Here is a 20,508-nt window from a genome sequence, read left to right as displayed (position 1 = left end):
GCCCGCTCCGCACACCCCCGAACGGCCCATCACCCGCGCGCCGCGGCCCGTCCGACCACAGGATGGGGTACATGCCGACACACGCACTGCGGGTCACCGCCGCCGCAGCCGTCACCGCCGCGCTGCTCACCGCCAGCGCCTGTTCCTCCGGCGACGGCAAGGAGAAGGACAAGTCGACCTCAGGCAGCAACGCCCCCAAGGCCCTGGAATGGGGGGCGTGCGACGCCCCCACCGCCGCCGAGGGCGGCGGGCAGGCCCCCGGCAAGGACTGGCAGTGCGCCACCCTCGACGTACCCCTCGATTACGCGAAACCCGAGGGAGAAACGATTCAGCTGGCCCTGATCCGTGCCAAGGCGCGCGACAAGGACAAGCGCATCGGCTCCCTCCTCTTCAACTTCGGCGGCCCCGGCGGCTCCGGCATCACCACCCTCCCGGGCGCAGCCAAGGAGTACGAGGCACTGCGCTCCCGCTACGACCTGGTCAGCTTCGACCCGCGCGGCGTGGGCCGCAGCGCCCCCGTGCGCTGCGAGAACGACCGGCAGCTGGACGCGTACTACGCCTCGGACTCCACGCCCGCGACACCGCAGCAGGAGAAGACGTTCGTCGACAACATCCAGCGGTACCGGCAGGCCTGCGAGCAGAACTCCGGCAAGATCCTCCCCTACGTCGGCACCGAGAACGCCGCCCGCGACATGGACCGGATCCGCCAGGCGCTCGGCGACGAGAAGCTGAACTACTTCGGCATCTCCTACGGGACCGAACTCGGCGGGGTCTACGCCCACCTCTTCCCGAAGAACGTCGGCCGGGCCGTCTTCGACGCCGTCGTGGACCCGAGCCAGACCTCGGAGCAGGGGGCGCTCGGCCAGGCCAAGGGCTTCCAGTTGGCGCTCGGCAACTTCGCGCAGGACTGCGTGAACCGCGGTGACGCCTGCCGCCTCCAGGGCAGCACCGCGAAGGAGGTCGAGCAGAACGTCACCCGGCTCCAGAAGAAGCTGGCGGCCAAGCCGATCCCCGGTCTCCCCGGCCGGCAGCTCACCGATTCCGCCGCCACCAACGGCATCGCCCAGGCGCTCTACTCCAAGGAGCTCTGGCCCCTGCTGGAACAGGGGCTGGACGAGGCCGAGGGCGGGCAGGGGCAGTTGCTGATGGCGCTGTCGGACGCCCTCAACGGCCGTGACCAGCAGGGCCGCTACAGCAACATCGGCGCGGCGAACACGGCGATCAACTGCGCCGACTCCAAGCAGCGCTTCACGCTGGAGCAGACCAAGTCGAAGCTCCCGCAGTTCCGTTCGGCCTCGCCCGTCTTCGGAGACTTCCTCGGCTGGGCGCTGATGAGCTGCACGGACTGGCCGGTCGCGGGCGCCTGGGACACCCCGGACGTCTCCGCCCGCGGATCCGCCCCGATCCTGGTGATCGGCAACACCGGCGACCCGGCTACCCCGTACGAGGGCGCGCGCAAGATGGTGGAGCGGCTCGGCCCCGGCGTCGGCGTGGAGCTGACGTACAAGGGCCAGGGGCACGGCGCGTACAACAGCGGCGACCCGTGCGTGCAGCAGGCGACGAACGCCTACCTGCTGGACGGGAAGGTGCCGGGCGCGGGCAAGGTCTGCACCCCCGGTGAGAACCCGTCGGGCCGGCCGTCGCTGCCGGAGCAGCCGGACGACGCCTGAGCCGCCAACCGCCGCCCCGGCCCCGGCCCCAGCCGCAGCCGCAGTCGCAGCCGTGGCCGTGCAACCGCAGCCGTGTGGCCGTACACGCCGAGGGGCCGTACCACGCGCGTGCGCGGTACGGCCCCTCGGCTGCGTGGACGGTCAGTAGACCGGCTTCTCCGGCTCGATCTGGTGGACCCAGCCGATGACCCCGCCGCCGACGTGCACCGCGTCGGAGAAGCCCGCGGACTTCAAGACCGCGAGGACTTCCGCACTGCGGACACCCGTCTTGCAATGCAAGACGATGCGCTTGTCCTGCGGGAGGTCCTGGAGGGCCGTGCCCATCAGGAACTCGCCCTTGGGGATCAGCCTCGCGCCCGGGATCGAGACGATCTCGTACTCGTTCTTCTCGCGGACGTCGATGATCTCGATCGGCTCGTCGTTGTCGATCCACTCCTTGAGCTGCTTGGGAGTGATCGTCGAACCGGCCGCCGCCTCCTGGGCCTCTTCCGACACCACGCCGCAGAAGGCCTCGTAGTCGATGAGCTCGGTGACGGTCGCGTTCGGGCCGCAGACGGCGCAGTCGGGGTCCTTGCGGACCTTGACCTGGCGGTACTGCATCTCCAGGGCGTCGTAGATCATCAGGCGGCCGACCAGCGGCTCGCCGACACCCGTGAGGACCTTGATCGCCTCGGTGACCTGGATGGAACCGATGGACGCGCAGAGCACGCCCAGCACGCCGCCCTCGGCGCAGCTCGGGACCATGCCCGGCGGCGGCGGCTCCGGGTACAGGCAGCGGTAGCAGGGCCCGTGCTCGGACCAGAAGACGGAGGCCTGGCCGTCGAAGCGGTAGATGGAGCCCCACACGTACGGCTTGTTCAGCAGCACGCAGGCGTCGTTGACGAGGTAGCGGGTGGCGAAGTTGTCCGTGCCGTCGACGATGAGGTCGTACTGGCTGAAGATCTCCATCACGTTCTCGGCTTCGAGCCGCTCTTCGTGAAGGACCACGTTCACGTACGGGTTGATGCCCAGCACGCTGTCGCGGGCCGACTCGGCCTTCGAACGGCCGATGTCCGCCTGGCTGTGGATGATCTGACGCTGGAGGTTCGACTCGTCGACCTCGTCGAACTCCACGATGCCCAGCGTGCCGACGCCGGCCGCGGCCAGGTACATGAGGGCGGGCGAGCCGAGGCCGCCGGCGCCCACGGCGAGCACCTTGGCGTTCTTGAGGCGCTTCTGGCCGTCCATCCCGACATCGGGGATGATCAGGTGACGCGAGTACCGGCGGACCTCGTCAACGGTGAGCTCAGCTGCTGGCTCGACCAGGGGTGGCAGCGACACGGGGACTCCAGGGTCATCCCCGCGGACGCGGGGAGCATTTGTGGGTTGTTCTCTCCCGTAACACTGCCACGCCCTTCTTCATTCCGAGACACCCGGTCCGATACGCGAGACGATTTCGTCCCAGTACCCGGGCATCGACGCCCAGGGGTCGCGGTCGGCGGTGCCGCGCCGGTCGGTGAACCAGATCGTCCCGGCGCCCTGCCAGCGGGCGATCCGCAGCGCCTCGTCCAGGTGCGTGCGCGGCACCCCGTGCACCAGGTGGCAGAAGAGCTCCGGCGGGTACTCGGCCGTCCACTCCGCCACCAGTGACCAGCGGTAGTCGGCCCAGGCGCCGCAGAAGGTGACCAGCTGGTCGGCGGTCTCGACGTAGCCCTCATAGGGGTGGGTGCCGTGGCCGAGCACGATGCGGAGCCCGTCGCCGAGGCCGCGCAGGGCGTCCACCACGCGGCGCACCGCGGGCAGGTCCTCCCGGTCGGCGGGGGTGTCGGCCAGGTAGAAGCCGCCGACCCCGTACCAGTCGCGGAAGCGGTGGGCGTCGCCGATCAGCTCCCCGAAGGACCGTGCCCCGTCCCGCATGGCGAGATGGCCGAGGAGACGGCCGCCCGCGCCGCCCGGGTCCCCCGCGTCGCGCAGCCGCCCGGCCGCCTCCGCGCAGTGTGCGTCGGGCCGTCCCCCGGGGCCGTCCGTGACGTTGAGCACCGCCCAGTGCAGCGGCGTCCCGGGACGGGTCAGCTCGGCCCACTCCACCGGGGCGAGCAGCGGGTGCGCGTACCCGGGGGTGCCCAGGCCCAGGCGGCCCGCCCCGGTCGCGGCGGCCTGGGGCGGCGTCGTCAGATGCGGCACGCCGCCTCCATCCAGATGTCGGCCAGGGACTCCTCCAGGTTGATCCGGGGCCGCCAGCCGAGCCGGTCGCGGGCGGTGCGGACGTCGGCCTGCTGCCAGCTGCCGCATCCGTCGGGGTACGGGGGCTGGGGGGCGGCGGCGAGTTGCTCGGCCGTGGCCTCGGCGCGGGGGGAGCCGATCGCGGGCAGGCCCTGCGGCCGTCCCGGGTGCCCGTGCGCCTGGGGGTGCTGCGCGCCGCCGTGCGGTACGTCGAGTTCGTGCAGGGAGCCGCCGTATCCCGCGACCCGGGCCAGTACGGCCGCCGCGTCGCGCAGCCGGACCGCGCGGCCGGTGCCGATGTTGACGACGCCCTGGGCGGCGGAGAGGGAGGCCGCGTGCACCGCCCGGGCGACGTCGCGTACGTCGACGAAGTCGCGCTGCACCCCGAGCCCGCTGAGCTTGAGTTCGCCGTCGCCGGACTGCATGGCCCGCCTCATGGCTTCGGCGAGCCGGCCGAGGGGGGATCCGGCGGGGGTGCCGGGGCCGACGGGCGAGAAGATCCGCAGTACGACGGCGTCCAGCCCGGAGCCGAGCACCAGCTCGGTCGCGGCCAGCTTGCTGACGCCGTACGGTCCGCCCGGTCTCGGGACGGCGTCCTCGGCCGTGGAGGACCCGGGCTGGCTGGGCCCGTACTCGGCGGCGCAGCCGAGCTGGACGAGCCGGGCCCCGCAGCCGCTGCGGCGCAGCGACTCGCAGATGGTGGCGACGGCGACGGTGTTGTGGCGGGTCAGCTCCCGGGCGCCGCCGCGGGTGGCGCCCGCGCAGTTGATGACGACGCCCGGGTGGACGGCGTCGAGGAACCGGGTGAGGGCCCCCGGGCTGCCGGTGGCGAGGTCGAAGCGGACGTCGGCGTCGTCGCCCCGGCCGAGCGCGGTGAGCTGTACGGCGGGGTCGGCGAGCAGCCGGTCGGCGACGTAGCGGCCGAGGTATCCGTTGGCTCCGATCAGCAGCACCCTCATCGCGCGGCCCCTTGGTTGGTTGGCTGGCCGGTCATCCTGTTTCTCCTTGGTCTGGGTGGGGTGGTGGGGGTACGGCGCTCCGGGGTCGGTTTCCGAAGGCTCAGGGACGCGCGTGTGCGGAGGCACGGGACAGCGCGAAGACGGCGTGTACGAGGAGTCCCGCGGCGGCGGCGAGCGGGGCCGCGGGGACCGGTACGAGGGCCACGGCCAGGGCGGCCGCGACGGGCGCCCGGTGTGCGCCGTGGGCGAGCAGCAGCCGGGTCAGGAAGAGCAGCGCCGCGAGCGGGACGGCCACGGCCGGTGGTGCCGTGGCGAGTACGGCGGCCCCCGCGGCGGCGGCGGTGAAGGCGGCGACGGCGGCGACCAGCAGCGGCCGCACCCCGGCGGCGAAGTCCTCCAGGACGCGGCTCCCGGCCAGGCCGCGCCGGGCGCGGGCCGCGAAGGCGGTGGCGGCCAGGTGTCCGGGGGCGACGGCCAGGGCGAGGGCGACACCGAGGGCGGGGCCGTGCCGGTGGACGGCCCAGCCGACGGCGGCCGCCGCGAGCAGGTGCGGCAGGCCGGGGAACCGCCCCCCGGCGGTCCGCCCGGGCCACACGAGCGCGGCGACGGTGACGGCCACCGCGACGGCGCCGGCCGACGGCAGCCGGGCGGCGGCGGCCCCGAGGGCGACGGCCCCGGGCAGCAGGGCGCAGCCGAAGCGGCGCAGCGCGCCCGGGGTGACGGCGCCGGCCGGGGCCGGCACGGCCCGGGTCTCGCCTCGCGGGGTGCGGGCGTAGAGCTCCTCGGCGAGGGAGAAGACGTCCCGGTGGCGGAAGCGCGCGGCGGTGCGGTCGGTGATGCCGTGGGCTTCGAGCCCGGCGGCGATCTCCAGCGGGTCGACGGCGCGTTCGCACAGGTCGCGGTGGCGGTGCAGCAGCGCCTTGACGGGGTCCCCGGCGGCCCGCCGGCGCGGGGCGGCCGCGGGCTCGGGCCGCAGCCCGGTGTCGTCGAGGGTCATGCCGCCGCCTCCGCGGCCGACGCGGACCCCGCCAGGGGTGCGGCCACGGGCCCGGGCACCGGATCCGGTCCCGGCGCGAGACCCGGCCCGGGCGCGGGAGCCGGTTCCGGCGCGGGCACGGCATCCCGTCCCGGCGCGCGGTCCGCCGGCTCCGCGGCGTCGTGCGGCGCCGTCGCCCAGGTCGGCGACGTCCAGTGCCCCGGCACCCGCGCCTCCGGCGGCTGGGCGAAGGGGATCCCCCCTTCGGGCCGGGCCGGCCCCTGCGCGAGCAGGAGCAGGTAGACGTCCCTGAACGCGGCCACGTTCTGCTCGACGGTGAACAGCTCCAGGGCCCGCGCCCGGGCGGCCGCCCCGAGCCGCTGCGCCCGCTCGGGGTCCCGCAGCAGCGACAGGCAGGCCTCGGCCAGGGCCTTGGGGTTGCGCGGCGGTACGACCAGGCCGGTCCCGCCGATGACCTCGCGCACCGCGCCGACGTCGGTGGAGACGGTGGCCCGGCCGCAGAACATCGCTTCGGCGAGGGTGAGCGGGAAGCCCTCGATCACCGAGGACAGCAGCACCACCCGTCCCGCACCGTAGGCGTCGGCCGCCGACGGTGCCTCGGGTCCGCCGATCTCCTCGAAGGTCACCGGGTTCTCCCCCATCGTGAGCGCGTCGGCGGCCTCGTCGGGGAAGAGCTGCGCGGCCAGGGAGCGGCATTCGGCCAGGTAGCCGGGGAGGGCGGCGGTGGCGAAGATGCGCAGCCGCGTCTGCGGCGCGGCCCTGCGCACCTCGGCGAACGCGTGCAGCAGGGCGACGAGGTCCTTGGCCGGCTCCATCCGGCCGACCCACACGAGGGTGTCCGCCTCGCCGCAGCCGGGGTCCTCCCCGACGGTGGCGAATCGGTCCGCCTCCATCCCCGGGTGGACGGTGCGCACCCGCTCCCGCGCGGCCCCGCACCGCTCCTGCCAGCGGCGGGCGTGGGCGTTGCCGGGGGTCAGCAGGTCGGCCCGGGCGTAGATCTCGGCGGCCAGGCGGATGTGGAAGGCCGCCAGCAGGGCGCGTACGGCGGGCCGCTCGTCCGGGGAGTGCTCCAGGTAGTGGGCCCGCAGCCGCACCCCGTACTCGGTGACCAGCAGCGGGACCCCGAAGAAGCGTTTGGCCAGCAGCCCGGGGAGCGCCGCGGTCCCGCCGGCGGTGGCGTGGCAGACGTCCACCCGGCCGAGGTCCTCGTACCAGTCGAGGGACAAGGGCCGCAGGAGGCGCTCCAGTCCGTCCACGAACTCCAGCAGGTCCTGGACCCGGGCCGCCCGTAAGGCACGGCCCGCACCCGGTGCGCGGCAGCCGGCCTCCACTGCCCGTACGGCGGTTTCCGAGCGCAGGGCGGCGTACAGCCCGCCCTGGTCGCGGGCGAGTTCGGCCAGTCCGTACAGCCCTGCGGCGAAGGGGCCGGGCTCGCCGGCACAGATTCCGCGGACGAGGTCCCCGAAACAGTCGGCGAAGCGGCGGCGCTCACGCCGGGAGCGGCCGCGTCCGTCGTCGGCGGGGGCCCACAGCGGGGCGGTCCGCACCAGGGTGACGTTGCCGGGCAGCGGCACGCGGCCGCGCCCTTCCTGCTCGGCGCTGCGGCTCAGCGCGTAGAGCTCGAACGCGTGCTGCGGCAGCCCGCGCACGAGCCGGTCGCACCACGCTCCGGCCTCTCCCGTCGCATACGGATAACCACCTTCCGTGAGCAGTCCGATCCGCACGAGTGGCACCCCCGATCTCCCGTTACAGGCGGTCTCCGTCGGTCCGTCGACCCGCCGCGGGAGAACTCAAGCCGATATGCCGAAGGCGCGACGGACGGTTGTCCATCGCGCCACCGGAAGGGGTGAAGAGTCGTAACTTTCCCCTGCGGCCCGCGTTCGAGCACGCTAAAAAGGGCCGGCCCCGCCCGGGGGCGTGCGGCGGGTTTCAATTACCGGGGAAGACCCAGGGATTGGGCTTGCAGGCGATGTCGTCGATGTCGAGGGACTTCGTCTGCTGCTGCATGATCGGGGCGAGCGCGCCGGGCGTCCGGCAGTTGACGTGACCGTGTCCGAGCCGGTGCCCGACCTCGTGGTTGATGAGCATCTGGCGGTAGGCGAACATCTGGTCCGCGCCGTACGTCGGGGAACCCTGGGCCCAGCGGAAAGCGTTGATCATCACGCGCTCGGTGGCCGCGGAGTCGCAGGAGACGTTGTCGACGGTGGTGTCCAGCCCGGACTTGGCGCACCAGACGCCCGTGGTACCGGGGCTCGCGAGGGTGATCACGAAGTCGGCTTCGCCGCCCGGTACCCGCTCGAAGGTCATCTCCCCGTTGTGTGCCCAGCTGCGCGGGTCGTTGAGGGTGCGTTGCACCGCCTCCGCGAACAGCTGCGGGTCCAGCCCCAGCCCCTGCTCCACGTCGACCCGGTAGCGCAGCAGCTTCCCCTTGCCCGGGGCCTTGGCGATGCCGGGGACGGTGTCGAAGAGGCCGGGACCGGTGAGCTTCGCGTCGATCGGCAGCTGCTGGGCCATCTTCTGCTCGTACGTCAGCTCCGCCGGAACCACCTCGGGCGTCGCCCGGCCCTCGGAACGGGACGCCGGCGACTGCCCGGTGGCCGGCCGGTCCTTCGCGCTGCCCGCGGCGGCCCGGGCCGGCTCGGCATCGCGGTCCCCCTGGCCGATCACTTGTCCGGCCACGACGACGGCGAGCACGGTGGTCACCGCCGCCGCGGCCATGCCGGTGTAGGTACGGATCTTCGTGCCGCGGCCGGACCCGGGCGCGGGCCCGGACTCCTGTCCGGTCCCGGCCTGCGGTCCGGGTTCGGCCTGCGGTCCGGGTTCGGGCTCCGGCGCGGCGAGCGGCGCACGGGGTCCGGGGAAGCCGACCGCGGGGGTGCCGAACGCCGGGGTCTCGGTGTCCCGCGCGGGCGGCGGCGCTGCCACGCGCGCCCGCGGCACCCCGCGCCAGTCCCCGTAGACGGTGCCGGTGCCGGTCGGCGGCCCGGCGCCCCAGGCGCCCCCGGGCTCCCGCTGTTCCGGGTGCCCGGCCGGCCGCTCCTCGCGCGGCGGTGCGCCGGAGCCGAACGCGTCGAAGGGGGCGCCGTGCGCCGGTACCCGGACGGACTCGCGCGGGCGCTCGTCCGGCGCGGACTCCCCCGGCGGCGCGGGCCTGGTGGGGGCGGAGCCCTTGCGACTATGTCGTCCCACGCGTCTCAGCCTCTGCCGTCTTCGGTGTCTGCCGTGTCTTGGCCCTGCTCGTTCTGTTCGCACTGCCCGGGGTGTTCCGCCTGCCCGGCCGCACGCCCCGCCGTCGGCTTCCCGGCAGCAGTCTGGCGCGCGCGTTCGGTGTCCCGCAGCAGTTCCCGGAAGGCGGTGGCCACCACCTCCGGGTACTCCATCATCGCCACGTGTCCCGCCTCGGGCAGACTCAGCAGCCGCGAACCACGGAAGGCCGCGGCCGCCTTGTGCGCCTTGCGGAACGACACCAGCTGGTCGCGGCCGCCGTAGATCAGCAGGGTCGGCGCGAGCACCCGCTGCGCCTGCCGCCACAGTCCGTGCTGGCCACCGAGGGTGTAGGCGTCGACGATGCCGCGCGAGGAGCGGGTCATCGCGTCCCAGAAGTACGGCAGGGCCATCCGCCGTTCCATCTCCTCGACGGCGGCCTCGAAGCCCTCGGACGTCACCCGGGAGGGGTCTCCGTAACAGAGGGCCGTCACCCCCTTGGTGCGCTGTTCGGCGCTCATGCCGCGGGTGAGGCGCCCGAACAAGGTGGCCACCCCGGGCAGCGCCAGCAGGGCGGTGGGCACGGCCGACCTCTGCACGCGCAGCTCCGGCAGCGCGGGCGAAACGAGCGTCAGGGTCCGTACGAGGTCGGGCCGGACGGCGGCGACCCGGGTGGAGACGGCGCCGCCCAGGGAGTTCCCGAACAGGTGCACCGGCCCGCGTCCGGCGGCGTCGAGGTAGCGGATGACCACGCGGGCCAGGCCCGTGACGGAGTAGTCCCGGTCGGCGGGCGGCGGCGACCAGCCGAACCCGGGCAGGTCGATGGCTTCGCAGTCCACGTCGCCGGCGAGCTGCTCCATGAGCGCCGACCAGTTCTGCGAGGACCCGCCGAGACCGTGCACGAACAGGGCGGGCGGCAGCCCTTCCCGTACCGGTGGCCGGAACCGTACGTTCAGCTCCAGACCGGACAGCGGGGCCGTGCGCAGCCGCTCCCCCTCGGCCACCCGGCCGCCCCCCACCTGGGAGGTCAGCTCGGCTGCGGCCTTCACACCCGGCAGCTCCGTCGAAGACATGCGGCCAATGTTACGAGACGATCACACCCGGCCCCTTGTGTCGGCGGTCACAGGACCACCTGGCGGCGTAACCGCGTTCCTCCTAGGCTCATAGGGAGACGAGCGAAGGCGAGGGGAGCGGTATGACGGTCGATCCTGCCGAACCGGACAGTTTCCAGGAGGAGCTCCGGGAGTTTCCCGACCCGGAGACGCCCGAGGCGGATGCCGCGGAGCAGCACACCGACGTCCAGCCGCACGACGACGACCGGCCGACCGGCGTGGACCGGGACGAGGCCACCGACGGCGATGCCTTCGAGCAGGCCCGGGTGGTCCCGCTGGACGAGGACGACTACCGCTGACCAGCGTGTCCGGGGGGTCGGGAGTGGTCCGTACAGCGAGAAAACTCGGCCTGAACCCACCAGATTCGGTTACCGAAAAGTACGATGGCGGCGCGGCGCAGAGCGCAGTGTGTTCTTAGAGAAAGTGGGAGGCGGCGTGACAGCCATCGAGCAGACGGACGCAGCGCGTCCCCGGGGCACGCGACTGCCGCGCCGCGCCCGACGCAACCAGCTCCTGGGCGCGGCCCAGGAGGTTTTCGTCGCGCAGGGGTACCACGCGGCGGCGATGGACGACATCGCCGAGCGCGCGGGTGTCAGCAAGCCGGTGCTCTACCAGCACTTCCCCGGCAAGCTCGACCTCTACCTCGCGCTGCTGGACCAGCACTGCGAGGCGCTGCTGCTGGCGGTGCGCACGGCGCTGGAGTCGACGAGCGACAACAAGCTGCGCGTCGAGGCGACCATGGACGCCTACTTCGCGTACGTGGAGGACGAGGGCGGCGCGTTCCGGCTGGTGTTCGAGTCCGACCTGACGAACGAGCCGGCGGTGCGCGAGCGCGTCGACCGGGTCTCGCTCCAGTGCGCGGAGGCGATCTCCGACGTCATCGCGGAGGACACCGGCCTGTCGAAGGACGAATCGATGCTGCTGGCGGTGGGGCTGGGCGGCGTCTCGCAGGTCGTGGCGCGGTACTGGCTGTCGAGCGAGAGCCCCGTCGCACGGGACACCGCGGTGGGTCTGCTGACCTCGCTCGCCTGGCGCGGCATCGCCGGTTTCCCGCTGCACGGCACCGAGGGCTGAGGCCGGGGCGCGGGCCCGCGGCGAGGGGGGGCTGTTCGCTGCGAGCGTGTCCGCCGCAAGCCGATCGTGTCCCCTCTCCGGGCTAATGTGGACCGGGTACGGCGCGGCTGATCGCGCGAACCGGATCGTCGGAGGGACAAAGCCGTGGAGGTCAAGATCGGCGTGCAGCACGCACCCCGGGAGATCGTGCTGGAGAGCGACCTGAGCGCCGAGGAGCTGGAGGGCATCGTCACGGCGGCGCTGTCCGGCACGGTGCCGCTGCTGAGCCTGACCGACGCCAAGGGCCGCAAGGTCCTGGTGCCGTCCGACCGCCTGTCGTACGTCGACCTGGGCGAGCCGAGCGGACGCAAGGTGGGCTTCGGCGCGCTCTGAGTGCGCGGACGGGGCGTGACTTGAGTCCCGGCAGACCGAGAGTGACGGCCCGGCGGATGCATCCGCCGGGCCGTTTCCCTTTCTTCCGCTTCGGGTAGGAGCGCACTGCTGCACCCCGCACACGCCCGCCGACGTATGGAAGGGACCTCATGCTGCTGATGGAAGCGCTCGGCTCCGGTCTGCTGGGACTCGCCCTTGCCGGGGCGGCGGTGCGCGCGCTCGGGGAGCGGCTGCCCTCTTCCAGAACGGTGCTGGTCAGCGGAGTGGCGGGGGCGTTGTTCGGGGCGTACCTCACGCACATGTCGCTGGGCCCGGGGCACAACACGCTGGCGGCGACGCTGCTGGGCTCCGTGATGGTGTCCGCGGTGGTGCTGTCCTTGCTGCTGCGGCCCGCGGGGCGCTCCGGCCCCTCCCGCAGGCGGCCTCCGTTTTCACTTCCGACGCGGGGCTGACCCCTAGGGACCACCCGGGACACCCGGGACCAGTCGCAGAGAGCAGAGACCGGTCGGGACCCCTCTGACACCGCACGCGCACGCACGGCCCCGGGCGGGGAATTCCGCTCCGGGGCCGTGCGTGTCTGCGGGCGGCTCAGGCGGCGAGGCCGAGGGCCGCCATCCGCTTGGTGTGGGCCTTGGTGATCCGGGTGAACATCTCGCCGACGGCCGCGAGGTCGAAGCCGGCCGCCATCCCGTCGACACCGCCGACCAGCATGGTCGACAGCGCGTCGCGTTCGGCGACCACGCGCTGGGCCTGCGAGAGCGCCTCGCCCATCAGCCGGCGGGCCCACAGCGCGAGCCGGCCGCCGACGCGCGGGTCGGCCTCGATCGCGGCGCGCACCTTCTCGACGGCGAAGCCGCCGTGGCCGGTGTCGTCGAGCACGCCGACCACGAGGGCGCGGGTGTCGGTGTCCAGGTGGGTGGCCACCTCGCGGTAGAAGTCACTGGCGATGGAGTCGCCGACGTATGCCTTGACCAGGCCTTCCAGCCAGTCCGAAGGGGCGGTCTGGCGGTGGAAGTCGTCGACGCCCTTGGCGAAGGGCTCCATCGCGGCGGTGGGCTCGGCGTCGATCGCCGACAGCCGGTCGCGGAGCCGCTCGAAGTGGTGGAACTCGGCGGAGGCCATCTTCGCGAGTTCGGCCTTGTCGGAAAGCGTGGGCGCGAGCTTCGCGTCCTCGGCCAGGCGCTCGAACGCCGCGAGTTCTCCGTATGCGAGCGCGCCGAGCAGGTCCACGACGGCTGCCCGGTACTGCGGTGAGGCCGAGGCGGTCGCCCAGTCCTGGGCGGCGATTCCGGCCGCCTCCGCGGGGGTGCCGTCGTCGGCGGGCGATGCGTTTTCTACGGTCGACATGCACCGCACAATAGCCCGCCGAAACCCGCCGCGAACCACCTGCTCAGTCCACCTAAACGCGACTACCAGGTGAATTCACCCGACACAGCTGCGCGATTCCGGGGTACAGTGGTAATGCGCCTGCCGGAAACTCGGCGGGCCATCCGAATGAGGATGCCCGGTCGGTGGCCCGATCGGCTCCACCCGACCGCCCTCTGTGTCGTGCGTACGTTCATGCGTACCGCCCGCACGAGGGGCCCCCTCAGCGGCAGAAGCGCTTGAGCGAAGGCTAGTGGTCCCGCGCAGCTTTGTACGGCTCGCCCGAACGTGGGCGGGTGTAGTACTGCAAGCCCGGCACGGTACGACCCCCCTCGCCGCCTCGCGCCGCGTCTCACAGAAGAGGCAGCACCCTGACTACGTTCCGTGAACTCGGGATCCTTCCCGAGACCGCCGAAGCCCTTGAAGCCGTCGGCATCGTGTCCCCCTTCCCCATCCAGGAGATGACCCTCCCCGTAGCCCTCTCCGGCTCGGACGTCATCGGCCAGGCCAAGACCGGAACCGGCAAGACGCTCGGTTTCGGCCTTCCGCTGCTGGAGCGGGTCACCGTCCCCGCCGACGTCGAGTCGGGCCGGGCCCGGCCCGACCAGCTGACCGACGCCCCGCAGGCGCTCGTGGTGGTTCCCACCCGCGAGCTGTGCACCCAGGTCACCAACGACCTGCTGACCGCGGGCAAGGTCCGTAACGTCCGCGTCCTCGCCATATACGGCGGCCGCGCGTACGAGCCGCAGGTCGAGGCCCTCAAGAAGGGCGTCGACATCATCGTCGGCACCCCGGGCCGCCTCCTCGACCTGGCCGGTCAGCGCAAGCTGGACCTCTCCCACGTCAAGGCCCTCGTCCTGGACGAGGCCGACGAGATGCTCGACCTGGGCTTCCTGCCCGATGTCGAGAAGATCATCAACTACCTGCCGCCGAAGCGTCAGACCATGCTGTTCTCGGCGACCATGCCGGGAGCGGTCATCGGCCTGGCCCGCCGGTACATGTCGCAGCCGACGCACATCCGCGCCACCTCCCCCGAGGGCGAGGGCGTGACCGTCGCCAACATCAAGCAGCACGTCTTCCGTGCGCACAACATGGACAAGCCGGAGCTCGTCTCCCGCATCCTGCAGGCCGAGGGCCGCGGTCTGGCCATGATCTTCTGCCGTACGAAGCGCACGGCGGCCGACATCGCCGAGCAGCTGGAGAAGCGCGGCTTCGCCTCCGGCGCCGTCCACGGCGACCTGGGCCAGGGCGCGCGCGAGCAGGCGCTGCGGGCGTTCCGCAACGGCAAGGTCGACGTGCTGGTGTGCACCGACGTGGCCGCGCGCGGCATCGACGTCGAGGGCGTGACCCACGTCATCAACTACCAGGCGCCGGAGGACGAGAAGACCTTCCTGCACCGCGTGGGCCGTACCGGTCGCGCGGGCAACAAGGGCATCGCCGTCACCCTGGTCGACTGGGACGACATCCCGCGCTGGCAGCTGATCAACAAGGCGCTGGAGCTGGACTTCCACGAGCCGGTCGAGACGTACTCCACGTCCCCGCACCTGTTCGAGGAGCTGAACATCCCGGCCGGGACCAAGGGCATCCTGCCGCGTGCCGAGCGCACGCGTGAGGGCCTCAAGGCCGAGCAGCTGGAGGACCTGGGCGAGACCGGCGGCCGTGGTGGCCGTGGCGGTCGCGGCCCGGCCGCCGCCGCCGCGCCGGCCGAGGAGCGTCCGGCGCGTACGCGGACCCCGCGTCAGCGCCGCCGTACGCGCGGTGGTGCCGAGACGGGCGCCGAGACGGTGGCCGCGGCCGCCGCGGTGGCCCCCGTCGCCGAGGCTCCGGCAGCTGCGGCCCCCGCCGCAGTGGCCCCCGCCGCCGACGAGCCGCGCAGGCCGCGCAGGCGCCGGACCCGTGCGGCCGCGCCGTCGGCGAACGCCGCCGCGGTGACCCCGGTCGCCGAGGCGCCGGCCGCCGCCCCCGAGCCGGACTTCCAGATGGCCCCGGCCGTCGAGCCCGTCCGGCCGGCGCGCCGCCCGGTCCGCCGGCCCGTGACCCCGTCCGCCGCGGAGCCCGACTTCCAGATGGCCCCGCCGGTGGAGCCCGCCCCGGCCCGCCGCACCCGGACCCGCAAGGCCGTGGCTCCGGTGGCCGAAGCCGTCGCCGAAGCCGCCGTGGTCACCGCCCCGGCTGCGGTCGTGGAGGAGGCTCCGGTCAAGCCGAAGCGCACCCGGACCCGCAAGGCCGCGGAGGCCGCCCCCGCGGTGACCGAGGCCGCTCCGGTTGCCGCTCCGGTCGCGGAGGAGGTCCCGGCGAAGCCGAAGCGCACGCGCACCCGCAAGGTCGCGGAGGCCGCCCCCGCGGTGACCGAGGCCGCGCCCGAGGCTGCCGCGGTTGCCGAGGAGGCCCCGGCGAAGCCGAAGCGCACCCGGACCCGCAAGGCCGCGGAGGCCGCCCCCGTGGCGACCGAGGCCGCCGCCGAGGAGGCTCCCGCCAAGCCGAAGCGCACGCGTACCCGCAAGGCCGTCGCGCCGACGCCGGAGGCGTAACGACGCCCGATGGGCCCCGGTCCCCTCTTCGGAGGGGACCGGGGCCCTTCGCGTGCCAGGGGCTGTACCGCACGCTACGGGCCGGTAACCTCGGCCCCATGAGCAAGCCGCCCCGCCTGACCCTGCCGTCCGTCGCCCGCGCGTACCGTCTCGGGACCGCGCGCGGGGAGTTCGCCGTGCACGAGGCGGGCGAGCCGCTGCGCGGCACGGCCCTGCTGGTACCGGGCTTCACCGGCAGCAAGGAGGACTTCATCGGCCTGCTGGAGCCGCTGGCCGCCGCCGGATACCGGGTGGTCGCGGTCGACGGGCGGGGCCAGTACGAGAGCCCCGGCCCGCGCGACGAGTCCGCGTACGGCTGCGAGGAGCTGGCCCGGGACCTGCTCGCCCAGGCCAGGGCGCTGGACGCCGGACCGGTGCACCTCGTCGGCCACTCCCTGGGCGGCCTGATCTGCCGCGCGGCCGTGCTGCGCGACCCCGCCCCCTTCGCCTCCCTCACCCTGATGAGCAGCGGCCCGGCGGCGATCACCGAGAACCAGCAGGCCCGTACGAAGCTGCTGATCGCGGCGTTGGAGACGCTGCGGGACGACATGGCGGCCGTGTGGGACGCGATGCGCGCCCAGGACCCGCCGAACGCCGTGCCCGACCCCCCCGCGCTGGCGGGCTTCCTGCGCGAGCGGTGGCTGGCGACGGTACCGGAGCAGCTGATCGGCACGGGGCGGGTGCTGATCTCGGAGCCCGACCGGGTGGCGGAGCTGGCGCAGGTGCCGCTGCGCAAGCTGGTCCTGTCGGGGGAGGTCGACTACGCCTGGCCGGTGCCGCTGATGGACGAGATGGCGCGGCGCTTGAGGGCGGCGCGAGTCATCGTCGAGGACGCGGAACACTCCCCCAACGCCGAGAACCCGCAGGTCACCGCGGGTGCGCTGGCCGCCTTCTGGGGTACGGAAGCGGTACCGGCCCCAGAGGTTCGTTAGCGAGTGAAAAAATTTCCTTAGCGTAGGGAATGTTTGCGGCTTACACTTCGTTATGCCAGTGCAAGTGAAACACTGACGAAGGGAGAAGCCCGTGCGCTTCGAGATTCTGCGCCTGGACGATGTCAACGGAAGCGCCGTGGACAGCACCGTCGTGGACGCGGCCTCCGTCAACCGGATCGTGCAGCACGCCGCCTCCGTGGGCCAGCGCATTCTGATCCGCCCGGCGGAGACCGCGTCCAACTGACCCGCTTCACGCGATTGCCCGCTGCTACGTACGCGAGGGACGACGCAATGCCCCGCACCGGACCGGTGCGGGGCATTCGCATGTGCAGCGGGCGGCGCACCATGGCGGGCCGCCGGCGTCTCAGGCGTGCACGACCTGGAGCACACCGTTGATGATCTGCTGGACGGCGATCGCGGACAGCATCATGCCGGCGAGGCGCGTCACCAGGACGACGCCGCCGTCCTTGATCACCCGGATGATCACCAGCGAGTAGCGCATCGTGATCCACAGGACGACGTGCATGGCGATGATCGCCGACCAGACCGAGACCTGTCCCCCGAAGCCGTCGGCCTTCTGCACGGCCAGGATGACGGAGACGATCGCACCCGGACCCGCCAGGAGCGGCATGCCGAGCGGCACGAGCGCGACGTTCACGTCCTTGGTCTGCTTGGGCTCGTCCGTCTTGCCGGTGAGCAGGTCCAGCGCGATCAGCAGGAGGAGCAGCCCGCCGGCGATCATCAGCGCCGGCACGGAGACGTGCAGGTAGTCGAGGATCTGCTGACCGCAGATGCCGAAGACGGCGATGACACCGAAGGCCACGCAGACGGCCTGCCAGGCCATGCGGCGCTGCACCTTGGTGGCGCGGCCGGAGGTCAGGGCGAGGAAGATCGGCGTGATCCCCGGGGGGTCCATAATCACGAAAAGCGTGAGAAATAGGGATCCGAAGACGGCGAAATCAAACACAGTGATGCCTTGCAGGAGAGAGGGGTGTAGCAAAAAGGAGCGGGGGCGGGCGAGGGCTCAGCCCTCGTGGCGCCGTCCACCGGCACCGGGGACGGGGAAGGCCCCGGTGGCGCGGCGCGTGATCTCGCCGTAGATCTCGGGGTCGGTCGTGTGTTCCCCGAGGCGGCAGGTCTTGCGGCTGCCGTGGTAGTCGCTGGACCCGGTGGTCAGCAGACCCAGCTCGTCCGCGAGGCCCCGCAGCCGGGCGCGCGTCGCGGCGTCGTGGTCCATGTGGTCGACCTCGATGCCGTCGAGTCCGGCCGCCGCCAGTTCGGCGATGGCGCTCTCGGGCACGCAGGCGCCGCGCTTGGCGGCGCCGGGGTGGGCGAAGACGGTGACCCCGCCGGCCGCCTTCACCAGGCGTATCGCGTCGAAGGGGTCGAGCTCGTGCTTCTCGGCGTAGGCGCGGCCGCCGTCGGCGAGCCAGTCGGGCGTGAACGCGTCGGAGACGGTGGGCACGACGCCGAGCTCGACGAGGGCGGTGGCGATGTGCGGCCGGCCCACGGAGCCCGCACCGGCGATCCGGGCGACCTGCTCCCAGGTGACGTCGACGCCGAGCGCCTGGAGCTTGCCGATCATGGCCTGGGCGCGGGGGGTGCGGTCGTCGCGGACCAGCTCCCGCTCGGCGTGCAGCTCGGGCTCTTCGGGGTCGAAGAGGTAGGCGAGCATGTGCATCCCGATGCCGTCGAGCCGGCAGCTGAGCTCGGCGCCGGTGACGAGGGTGAGCCCCTGCGGCACGGCCGCGACGGCCTCGGCGTATCCGCCGACGGTGTCGTGGTCGGTCAGCGCGATGACGTCCAGCCCGGCGGCGGCCGCGTTCCGCACCAGCTCGGCGGGGGTGTCGGTGCCGTCGGAAGCCGTGGAGTGGGCGTGCAGGTCGATGCGCACAGCCATGCTCCAGGGTTCGGGACGTACGGGGGGACACTCAAGGGTACCCCTGCCCCGGCCGGGCCTTGACGTGCGCGAACGCGGGGCGTCGCGGGACGGGGCGGCCCCGGCTGCCACGGGGGCGCGGCCGCCAGGGGTTGCGGCTGTCCGGATGCGGCCGCCCGGCTGCCCGGGGCTGCGGGTGGGCCGCTGCGCGGGGCGGTTCCCCTACCCGCCCTTCCTCCGTTCCCCGGGGCTCCGCCCCGGACCCCGGGCGCCGCTCGCACGGCTCGGCCCCGAGCCCTCCCGGCTTTCCGCGGCCGCGCCGGACTCCAGCCGTCGGCCCAGGGCCGGTGGCCGGCGCTCGCAGCGGCGCATGCCATCGGCCCCCACGAACGCCGGGCCGGAGCTGCCGGGCGAGACGCGCTGACCACCGCTCGGCCCTGGCGGGCTCCCGTGGGGGCACGCGCGTACCCCGAGGGTCGATGCGGGCGGGGGACCCGCCGGATGGCAGCGCGCCCGGCCGGGGGTTACGGACGGCGCGGCGCCGGGAAGCCGGGAGCCCTCGGGGCCGAGCCGTGCGAGCGGCGCGTCAAGAGGTCAAGAGGAAGGGGCTACCGGCCCGGGACCGGCGGACGGAGTCCGGCGCAGCGGCGCGAAGCCGGTGAGGCCGGCCAGGGCCGAGCCGTGCGGGCGGCGCGTCAAGAGGACAGAATGCGGGGGCTCAGCGCGCCGCACGGGACCAGTTCGACCTCGGCGCCCGCCTCGCGCAGGTCGGTCAGGACGAGTTCGTCGTACATGAGCAGCCCCGTCTGCTCCGGCCAGACCACCGCCCACAGCCACAGCCCGCGCGCCTCGCCCGCGAACACGGCCCGGTCGTCGGGGGCTCCCTTGACGTGCCACAGCGGGGTCGGCCGGCCGGCCGCGACGACCTTGGCGTGCGGCGGCGCGGAGACGTCCATGTAGGGGCCGGGGTCGGGTGCGTCGATCCCCGCGTACCGCGCGCCGAGGCCTACCCCCAGTTCCTCCGCGACGAGCACCAGCTCACCCATTCCGCCGAGCGGCCCGGGACCCGAGCAGGCGACGGCGGTGGCGCGGCCCCCGCTGCGGTCGTCCCCGGCGGCGGCGACGCCGGTGAACAGCCACCCCACCGGCAGGGGCCACGGCATCCACACCGGTACGTGCGCCCGGTGCACTATGACGCCCAGCCCTTCGACGCTGGGCGGGATCACGGGCTGCAGGGGATGGACGGCGCCGTGCACCGCGCACTGCCAGGAGTCGGCGAAAAGACCGGGCGCTCGGACCCGGCCACCGCACTTCGGGCAACTCGGTTCGCCCCTCATAAGAAGCACGCTCCTCCCCGCCCGGCGCCCCGTCAAGGCACGCTCACCCGTCCGGATGCCATCCATCCGTACCCCGGGCGACGGGAGCTCAGTCCAGTGCGACGGCCGTACGCAGAGGATCCCGCAGATCCGTGCCGCGCGCGAGCCAGCGTTCCTGGAGGGCGGCCGCGCCGTGCACCCGCTTCCAGGCGGCCTCGTTGGCCGTCATCGGGAGCAGCGGCAGGAACCGCACCGGCTCCAGCGGCTCGTCCAGTACGAGGTCCTCCACCAGCCCTCCCGGTTCGGCGACCAGGACGGAGCTGAACGGCGCGCCCTCCCAAAGGGGTTCACCCACGTCCAGCGAGGCACCGGGCGCCACGACCAGCCCCTCGACCATCGGGGACGCGGCCAGCACGGCGAGCGGACGCAGCAGCTTGTCGGTGGGCGCCAGACCCGCCCGCACGGTCAGCACCAGCTCGGCGCGGGGGCCGCGCAGCGGGTCGGCGACCACGGCGGTCGGGTCGGTCATCGGGTGCGCGGACATGCCGAGGGTCGCGTACCGCACGAGGTCGCCCTCGGCGAAACGGAGTACCTCGATGCGGTCGGTGCCGAGGAAGGTGACGGCGGCGCGGGCGTCGGGTTCGCCGAACGCGGTGCGCAGCCGGGCCTCCACAAGGGCGAGAATTTCTGCCATGGAGCGAGCATAGAACTCGTATCCGGCGGGTAAAGGCGCGGTCCTGACCATCCGTCGGCTGATAGTGTTGACAGCTGGTCGGGACCGCACGCAGACGCGTTGTTTCCAGGGTCCGGGCGACAGGACGTCCCTCACGGGGGACCGGCCGGAGGAGGTGGGGCT

General features: G+C 73.4%; 20 protein-coding genes. 8 read left to right on the top strand and 12 right to left on the bottom strand.

Going from position 1 to position 20,508, the window contains the following annotated elements; all coding sequences use genetic code 11:
- The first annotated feature begins 71 nt into the window (after positions 1–71).
- Positions 72–1,670: an alpha/beta hydrolase gene (locus OHA81_RS20790; RefSeq protein ID WP_329198070.1), complete on the top strand. Its 1,599-nt coding sequence runs from the start codon at positions 72–74 to the stop codon at positions 1,668–1,670.
- Between the two features lie 141 nt (positions 1,671–1,811).
- Here OHA81_RS20790 and moeZ read toward each other — a convergent pair whose 3' ends face one another.
- The 7 genes from moeZ to OHA81_RS20755 all read right to left on the bottom strand — a co-directional run bounded on the left by moeZ (position 1,812) and on the right by OHA81_RS20755 (position 10,105).
- On the bottom strand, positions 1,812–2,990 hold the full coding sequence (moeZ, locus tag OHA81_RS20785) for an adenylyltransferase/sulfurtransferase MoeZ (RefSeq protein ID WP_329198069.1): 1,179 nt from the start codon (positions 2,988–2,990) through the stop codon (positions 1,812–1,814).
- Positions 2,991–3,068: 78 nt separating this feature from the next.
- Positions 3,069–3,833, bottom strand: a complete 765-nt coding sequence (locus tag OHA81_RS20780; protein WP_329198067.1) for a spherulation-specific family 4 protein — start codon at positions 3,831–3,833, stop codon at positions 3,069–3,071.
- Complete coding sequence (locus OHA81_RS20775; RefSeq protein ID WP_329198065.1) at positions 3,821–4,831, bottom strand: NAD-dependent epimerase/dehydratase; 1,011 nt, start codon at positions 4,829–4,831, stop codon at positions 3,821–3,823. The genes OHA81_RS20780 and OHA81_RS20775 overlap by 13 nt, the downstream gene beginning before the upstream one ends.
- Before the next feature lie 100 nt (positions 4,832–4,931).
- Positions 4,932–5,828 (bottom strand): hypothetical protein, encoded by an 897-nt coding sequence (locus OHA81_RS20770; protein WP_329198063.1) that lies wholly within the window; start codon positions 5,826–5,828, stop codon positions 4,932–4,934.
- A complete protein-coding gene (locus OHA81_RS20765; protein WP_329198061.1) occupies positions 5,825–7,552 on the bottom strand; it encodes a DUF3492 domain-containing protein in 1,728 nt (575 codons plus the stop codon). The genes OHA81_RS20770 and OHA81_RS20765 overlap by 4 nt, the downstream gene beginning before the upstream one ends.
- A 205-nt stretch (positions 7,553–7,757) precedes the next feature.
- Positions 7,758–9,017, bottom strand: a complete 1,260-nt coding sequence (locus OHA81_RS20760) for a DUF3152 domain-containing protein (RefSeq protein WP_329198059.1) — start codon at positions 9,015–9,017, stop codon at positions 7,758–7,760.
- 5 nt (positions 9,018–9,022) lie between these two features.
- Positions 9,023–10,105 carry an alpha/beta fold hydrolase gene (locus tag OHA81_RS20755; RefSeq protein ID WP_329198057.1) on the bottom strand — a complete coding sequence of 361 codons (1,083 nt, stop codon included), beginning with the start codon at positions 10,103–10,105 and terminating at the stop codon, positions 9,023–9,025.
- A gap of 122 nt (positions 10,106–10,227) precedes the next feature.
- Here OHA81_RS20755 and OHA81_RS20750 point away from each other — a divergent pair, with 122 nt between their 5' ends.
- The 4 genes from OHA81_RS20750 (at position 10,228) to OHA81_RS20735 (ending at position 12,042) form a co-directional block, all read left to right on the top strand.
- On the top strand, positions 10,228–10,443 hold the full coding sequence (locus OHA81_RS20750) for a hypothetical protein (protein ID WP_329198055.1): 216 nt from the start codon (positions 10,228–10,230) through the stop codon (positions 10,441–10,443).
- A 136-nt stretch (positions 10,444–10,579) separates the two neighbouring features.
- Positions 10,580–11,218, top strand: a complete 639-nt coding sequence (locus tag OHA81_RS20745) for a TetR/AcrR family transcriptional regulator (protein WP_329198053.1) — start codon at positions 10,580–10,582, stop codon at positions 11,216–11,218.
- A 144-nt stretch (positions 11,219–11,362) separates the two neighbouring features.
- Complete coding sequence (locus tag OHA81_RS20740; RefSeq protein WP_329198051.1) at positions 11,363–11,590, top strand: DUF3107 domain-containing protein; 228 nt, start codon at positions 11,363–11,365, stop codon at positions 11,588–11,590.
- Positions 11,591–11,739: 149 nt separating this feature from the next.
- The gene (locus OHA81_RS20735) at positions 11,740–12,042 is read left to right on the top strand and encodes a hypothetical protein (protein ID WP_329198049.1); all 303 of its coding nucleotides are present in this window, start codon (positions 11,740–11,742) and stop codon (positions 12,040–12,042) included.
- Between the two features lie 136 nt (positions 12,043–12,178).
- Here the strand turns inward: OHA81_RS20735 and OHA81_RS20730 are convergent, their stop codons facing one another.
- Positions 12,179–12,937 (bottom strand): ferritin-like fold-containing protein, encoded by a 759-nt coding sequence (locus tag OHA81_RS20730; RefSeq protein ID WP_329198047.1) that lies wholly within the window; start codon positions 12,935–12,937, stop codon positions 12,179–12,181.
- 479 nt (positions 12,938–13,416) lie between these two features.
- On the opposite strand from OHA81_RS20730, the gene OHA81_RS20725 reads away from it, so the two are divergent.
- From OHA81_RS20725 to OHA81_RS20715, 3 genes are all read left to right on the top strand, one after another.
- Positions 13,417–15,486, top strand: coding sequence for a DEAD/DEAH box helicase (locus OHA81_RS20725; RefSeq protein ID WP_329198046.1), 2,070 nt, complete (start codon positions 13,417–13,419; stop codon positions 15,484–15,486).
- Positions 15,487–15,584: 98 nt separating this feature from the next.
- A complete protein-coding gene (locus tag OHA81_RS20720; protein ID WP_329198044.1) occupies positions 15,585–16,457 on the top strand; it encodes an alpha/beta fold hydrolase in 873 nt (290 codons plus the stop codon).
- 91 nt (positions 16,458–16,548) lie between these two features.
- Complete coding sequence (locus tag OHA81_RS20715; RefSeq protein WP_168714059.1) at positions 16,549–16,701, top strand: hypothetical protein; 153 nt, start codon at positions 16,549–16,551, stop codon at positions 16,699–16,701.
- Positions 16,702–16,821: 120 nt separating this feature from the next.
- Here the strand turns inward: OHA81_RS20715 and OHA81_RS20710 are convergent, their stop codons facing one another.
- From OHA81_RS20710 to OHA81_RS20695, 4 genes are all read right to left on the bottom strand, one after another.
- Entirely contained in the window at positions 16,822–17,424 is a 603-nt protein-coding gene (locus tag OHA81_RS20710) for a MarC family protein (protein WP_329198042.1), read from the bottom strand.
- 57 nt (positions 17,425–17,481) lie between these two features.
- Positions 17,482–18,351, bottom strand: a complete 870-nt coding sequence (locus OHA81_RS20705) for a PHP domain-containing protein (protein WP_329202430.1) — start codon at positions 18,349–18,351, stop codon at positions 17,482–17,484.
- Positions 18,352–19,031: 680 nt separating this feature from the next.
- Complete coding sequence (locus tag OHA81_RS20700) at positions 19,032–19,673, bottom strand: DUF6758 family protein (RefSeq protein WP_329198040.1); 642 nt, start codon at positions 19,671–19,673, stop codon at positions 19,032–19,034.
- Positions 19,674–19,761: 88 nt separating this feature from the next.
- Positions 19,762–20,346 (bottom strand): suppressor of fused domain protein, encoded by a 585-nt coding sequence (locus tag OHA81_RS20695; RefSeq protein ID WP_190183294.1) that lies wholly within the window; start codon positions 20,344–20,346, stop codon positions 19,762–19,764.
- Positions 20,347–20,508 lie beyond the last annotated feature (162 nt).

It is taken from the genome of Streptomyces sp. NBC_00667 (assembly GCF_036226825.1).
Classification (GTDB): domain Bacteria; phylum Actinomycetota; class Actinomycetes; order Streptomycetales; family Streptomycetaceae; genus Streptomyces.
This window is presented reverse-complemented; position numbering and strand designations above follow the sequence as displayed.

Excerpts from the sequence above, each read along its gene's own strand:
- OHA81_RS20700 (WP_329198040.1), bottom strand. The coding sequence starts at position 19,673 with ATGAGGGGCGAACCGAGTTGCCCGAAGTGCGGTGGCCGGGTCCGAGCG.
- OHA81_RS20770 (WP_329198063.1), bottom strand. The coding sequence starts at position 5,828 with ATGACCCTCGACGACACCGGGCTGCGGCCCGAGCCCGCGGCCGCCCCG.
- OHA81_RS20790 (WP_329198070.1), top strand. The coding sequence starts at position 72 with ATGCCGACACACGCACTGCGGGTCACCGCCGCCGCAGCCGTCACCGCC.
- OHA81_RS20725 (WP_329198046.1), top strand. The coding sequence starts at position 13,417 with ATGACCCTCCCCGTAGCCCTCTCCGGCTCGGACGTCATCGGCCAGGCC.
- OHA81_RS20755 (WP_329198057.1), bottom strand. The coding sequence starts at position 10,105 with ATGTCTTCGACGGAGCTGCCGGGTGTGAAGGCCGCAGCCGAGCTGACC.
- OHA81_RS20775 (WP_329198065.1), bottom strand. The coding sequence starts at position 4,831 with ATGAGGGTGCTGCTGATCGGAGCCAACGGATACCTCGGCCGCTACGTC.
- OHA81_RS20695 (WP_190183294.1), bottom strand. The coding sequence starts at position 20,346 with ATGGCAGAAATTCTCGCCCTTGTGGAGGCCCGGCTGCGCACCGCGTTC.
- OHA81_RS20735 (WP_329198049.1), top strand. The coding sequence starts at position 11,740 with ATGCTGCTGATGGAAGCGCTCGGCTCCGGTCTGCTGGGACTCGCCCTT.
- OHA81_RS20750 (WP_329198055.1), top strand. The coding sequence starts at position 10,228 with ATGACGGTCGATCCTGCCGAACCGGACAGTTTCCAGGAGGAGCTCCGG.
- OHA81_RS20720 (WP_329198044.1), top strand. The coding sequence starts at position 15,585 with ATGAGCAAGCCGCCCCGCCTGACCCTGCCGTCCGTCGCCCGCGCGTAC.
- OHA81_RS20730 (WP_329198047.1), bottom strand. The coding sequence starts at position 12,937 with ATGTCGACCGTAGAAAACGCATCGCCCGCCGACGACGGCACCCCCGCG.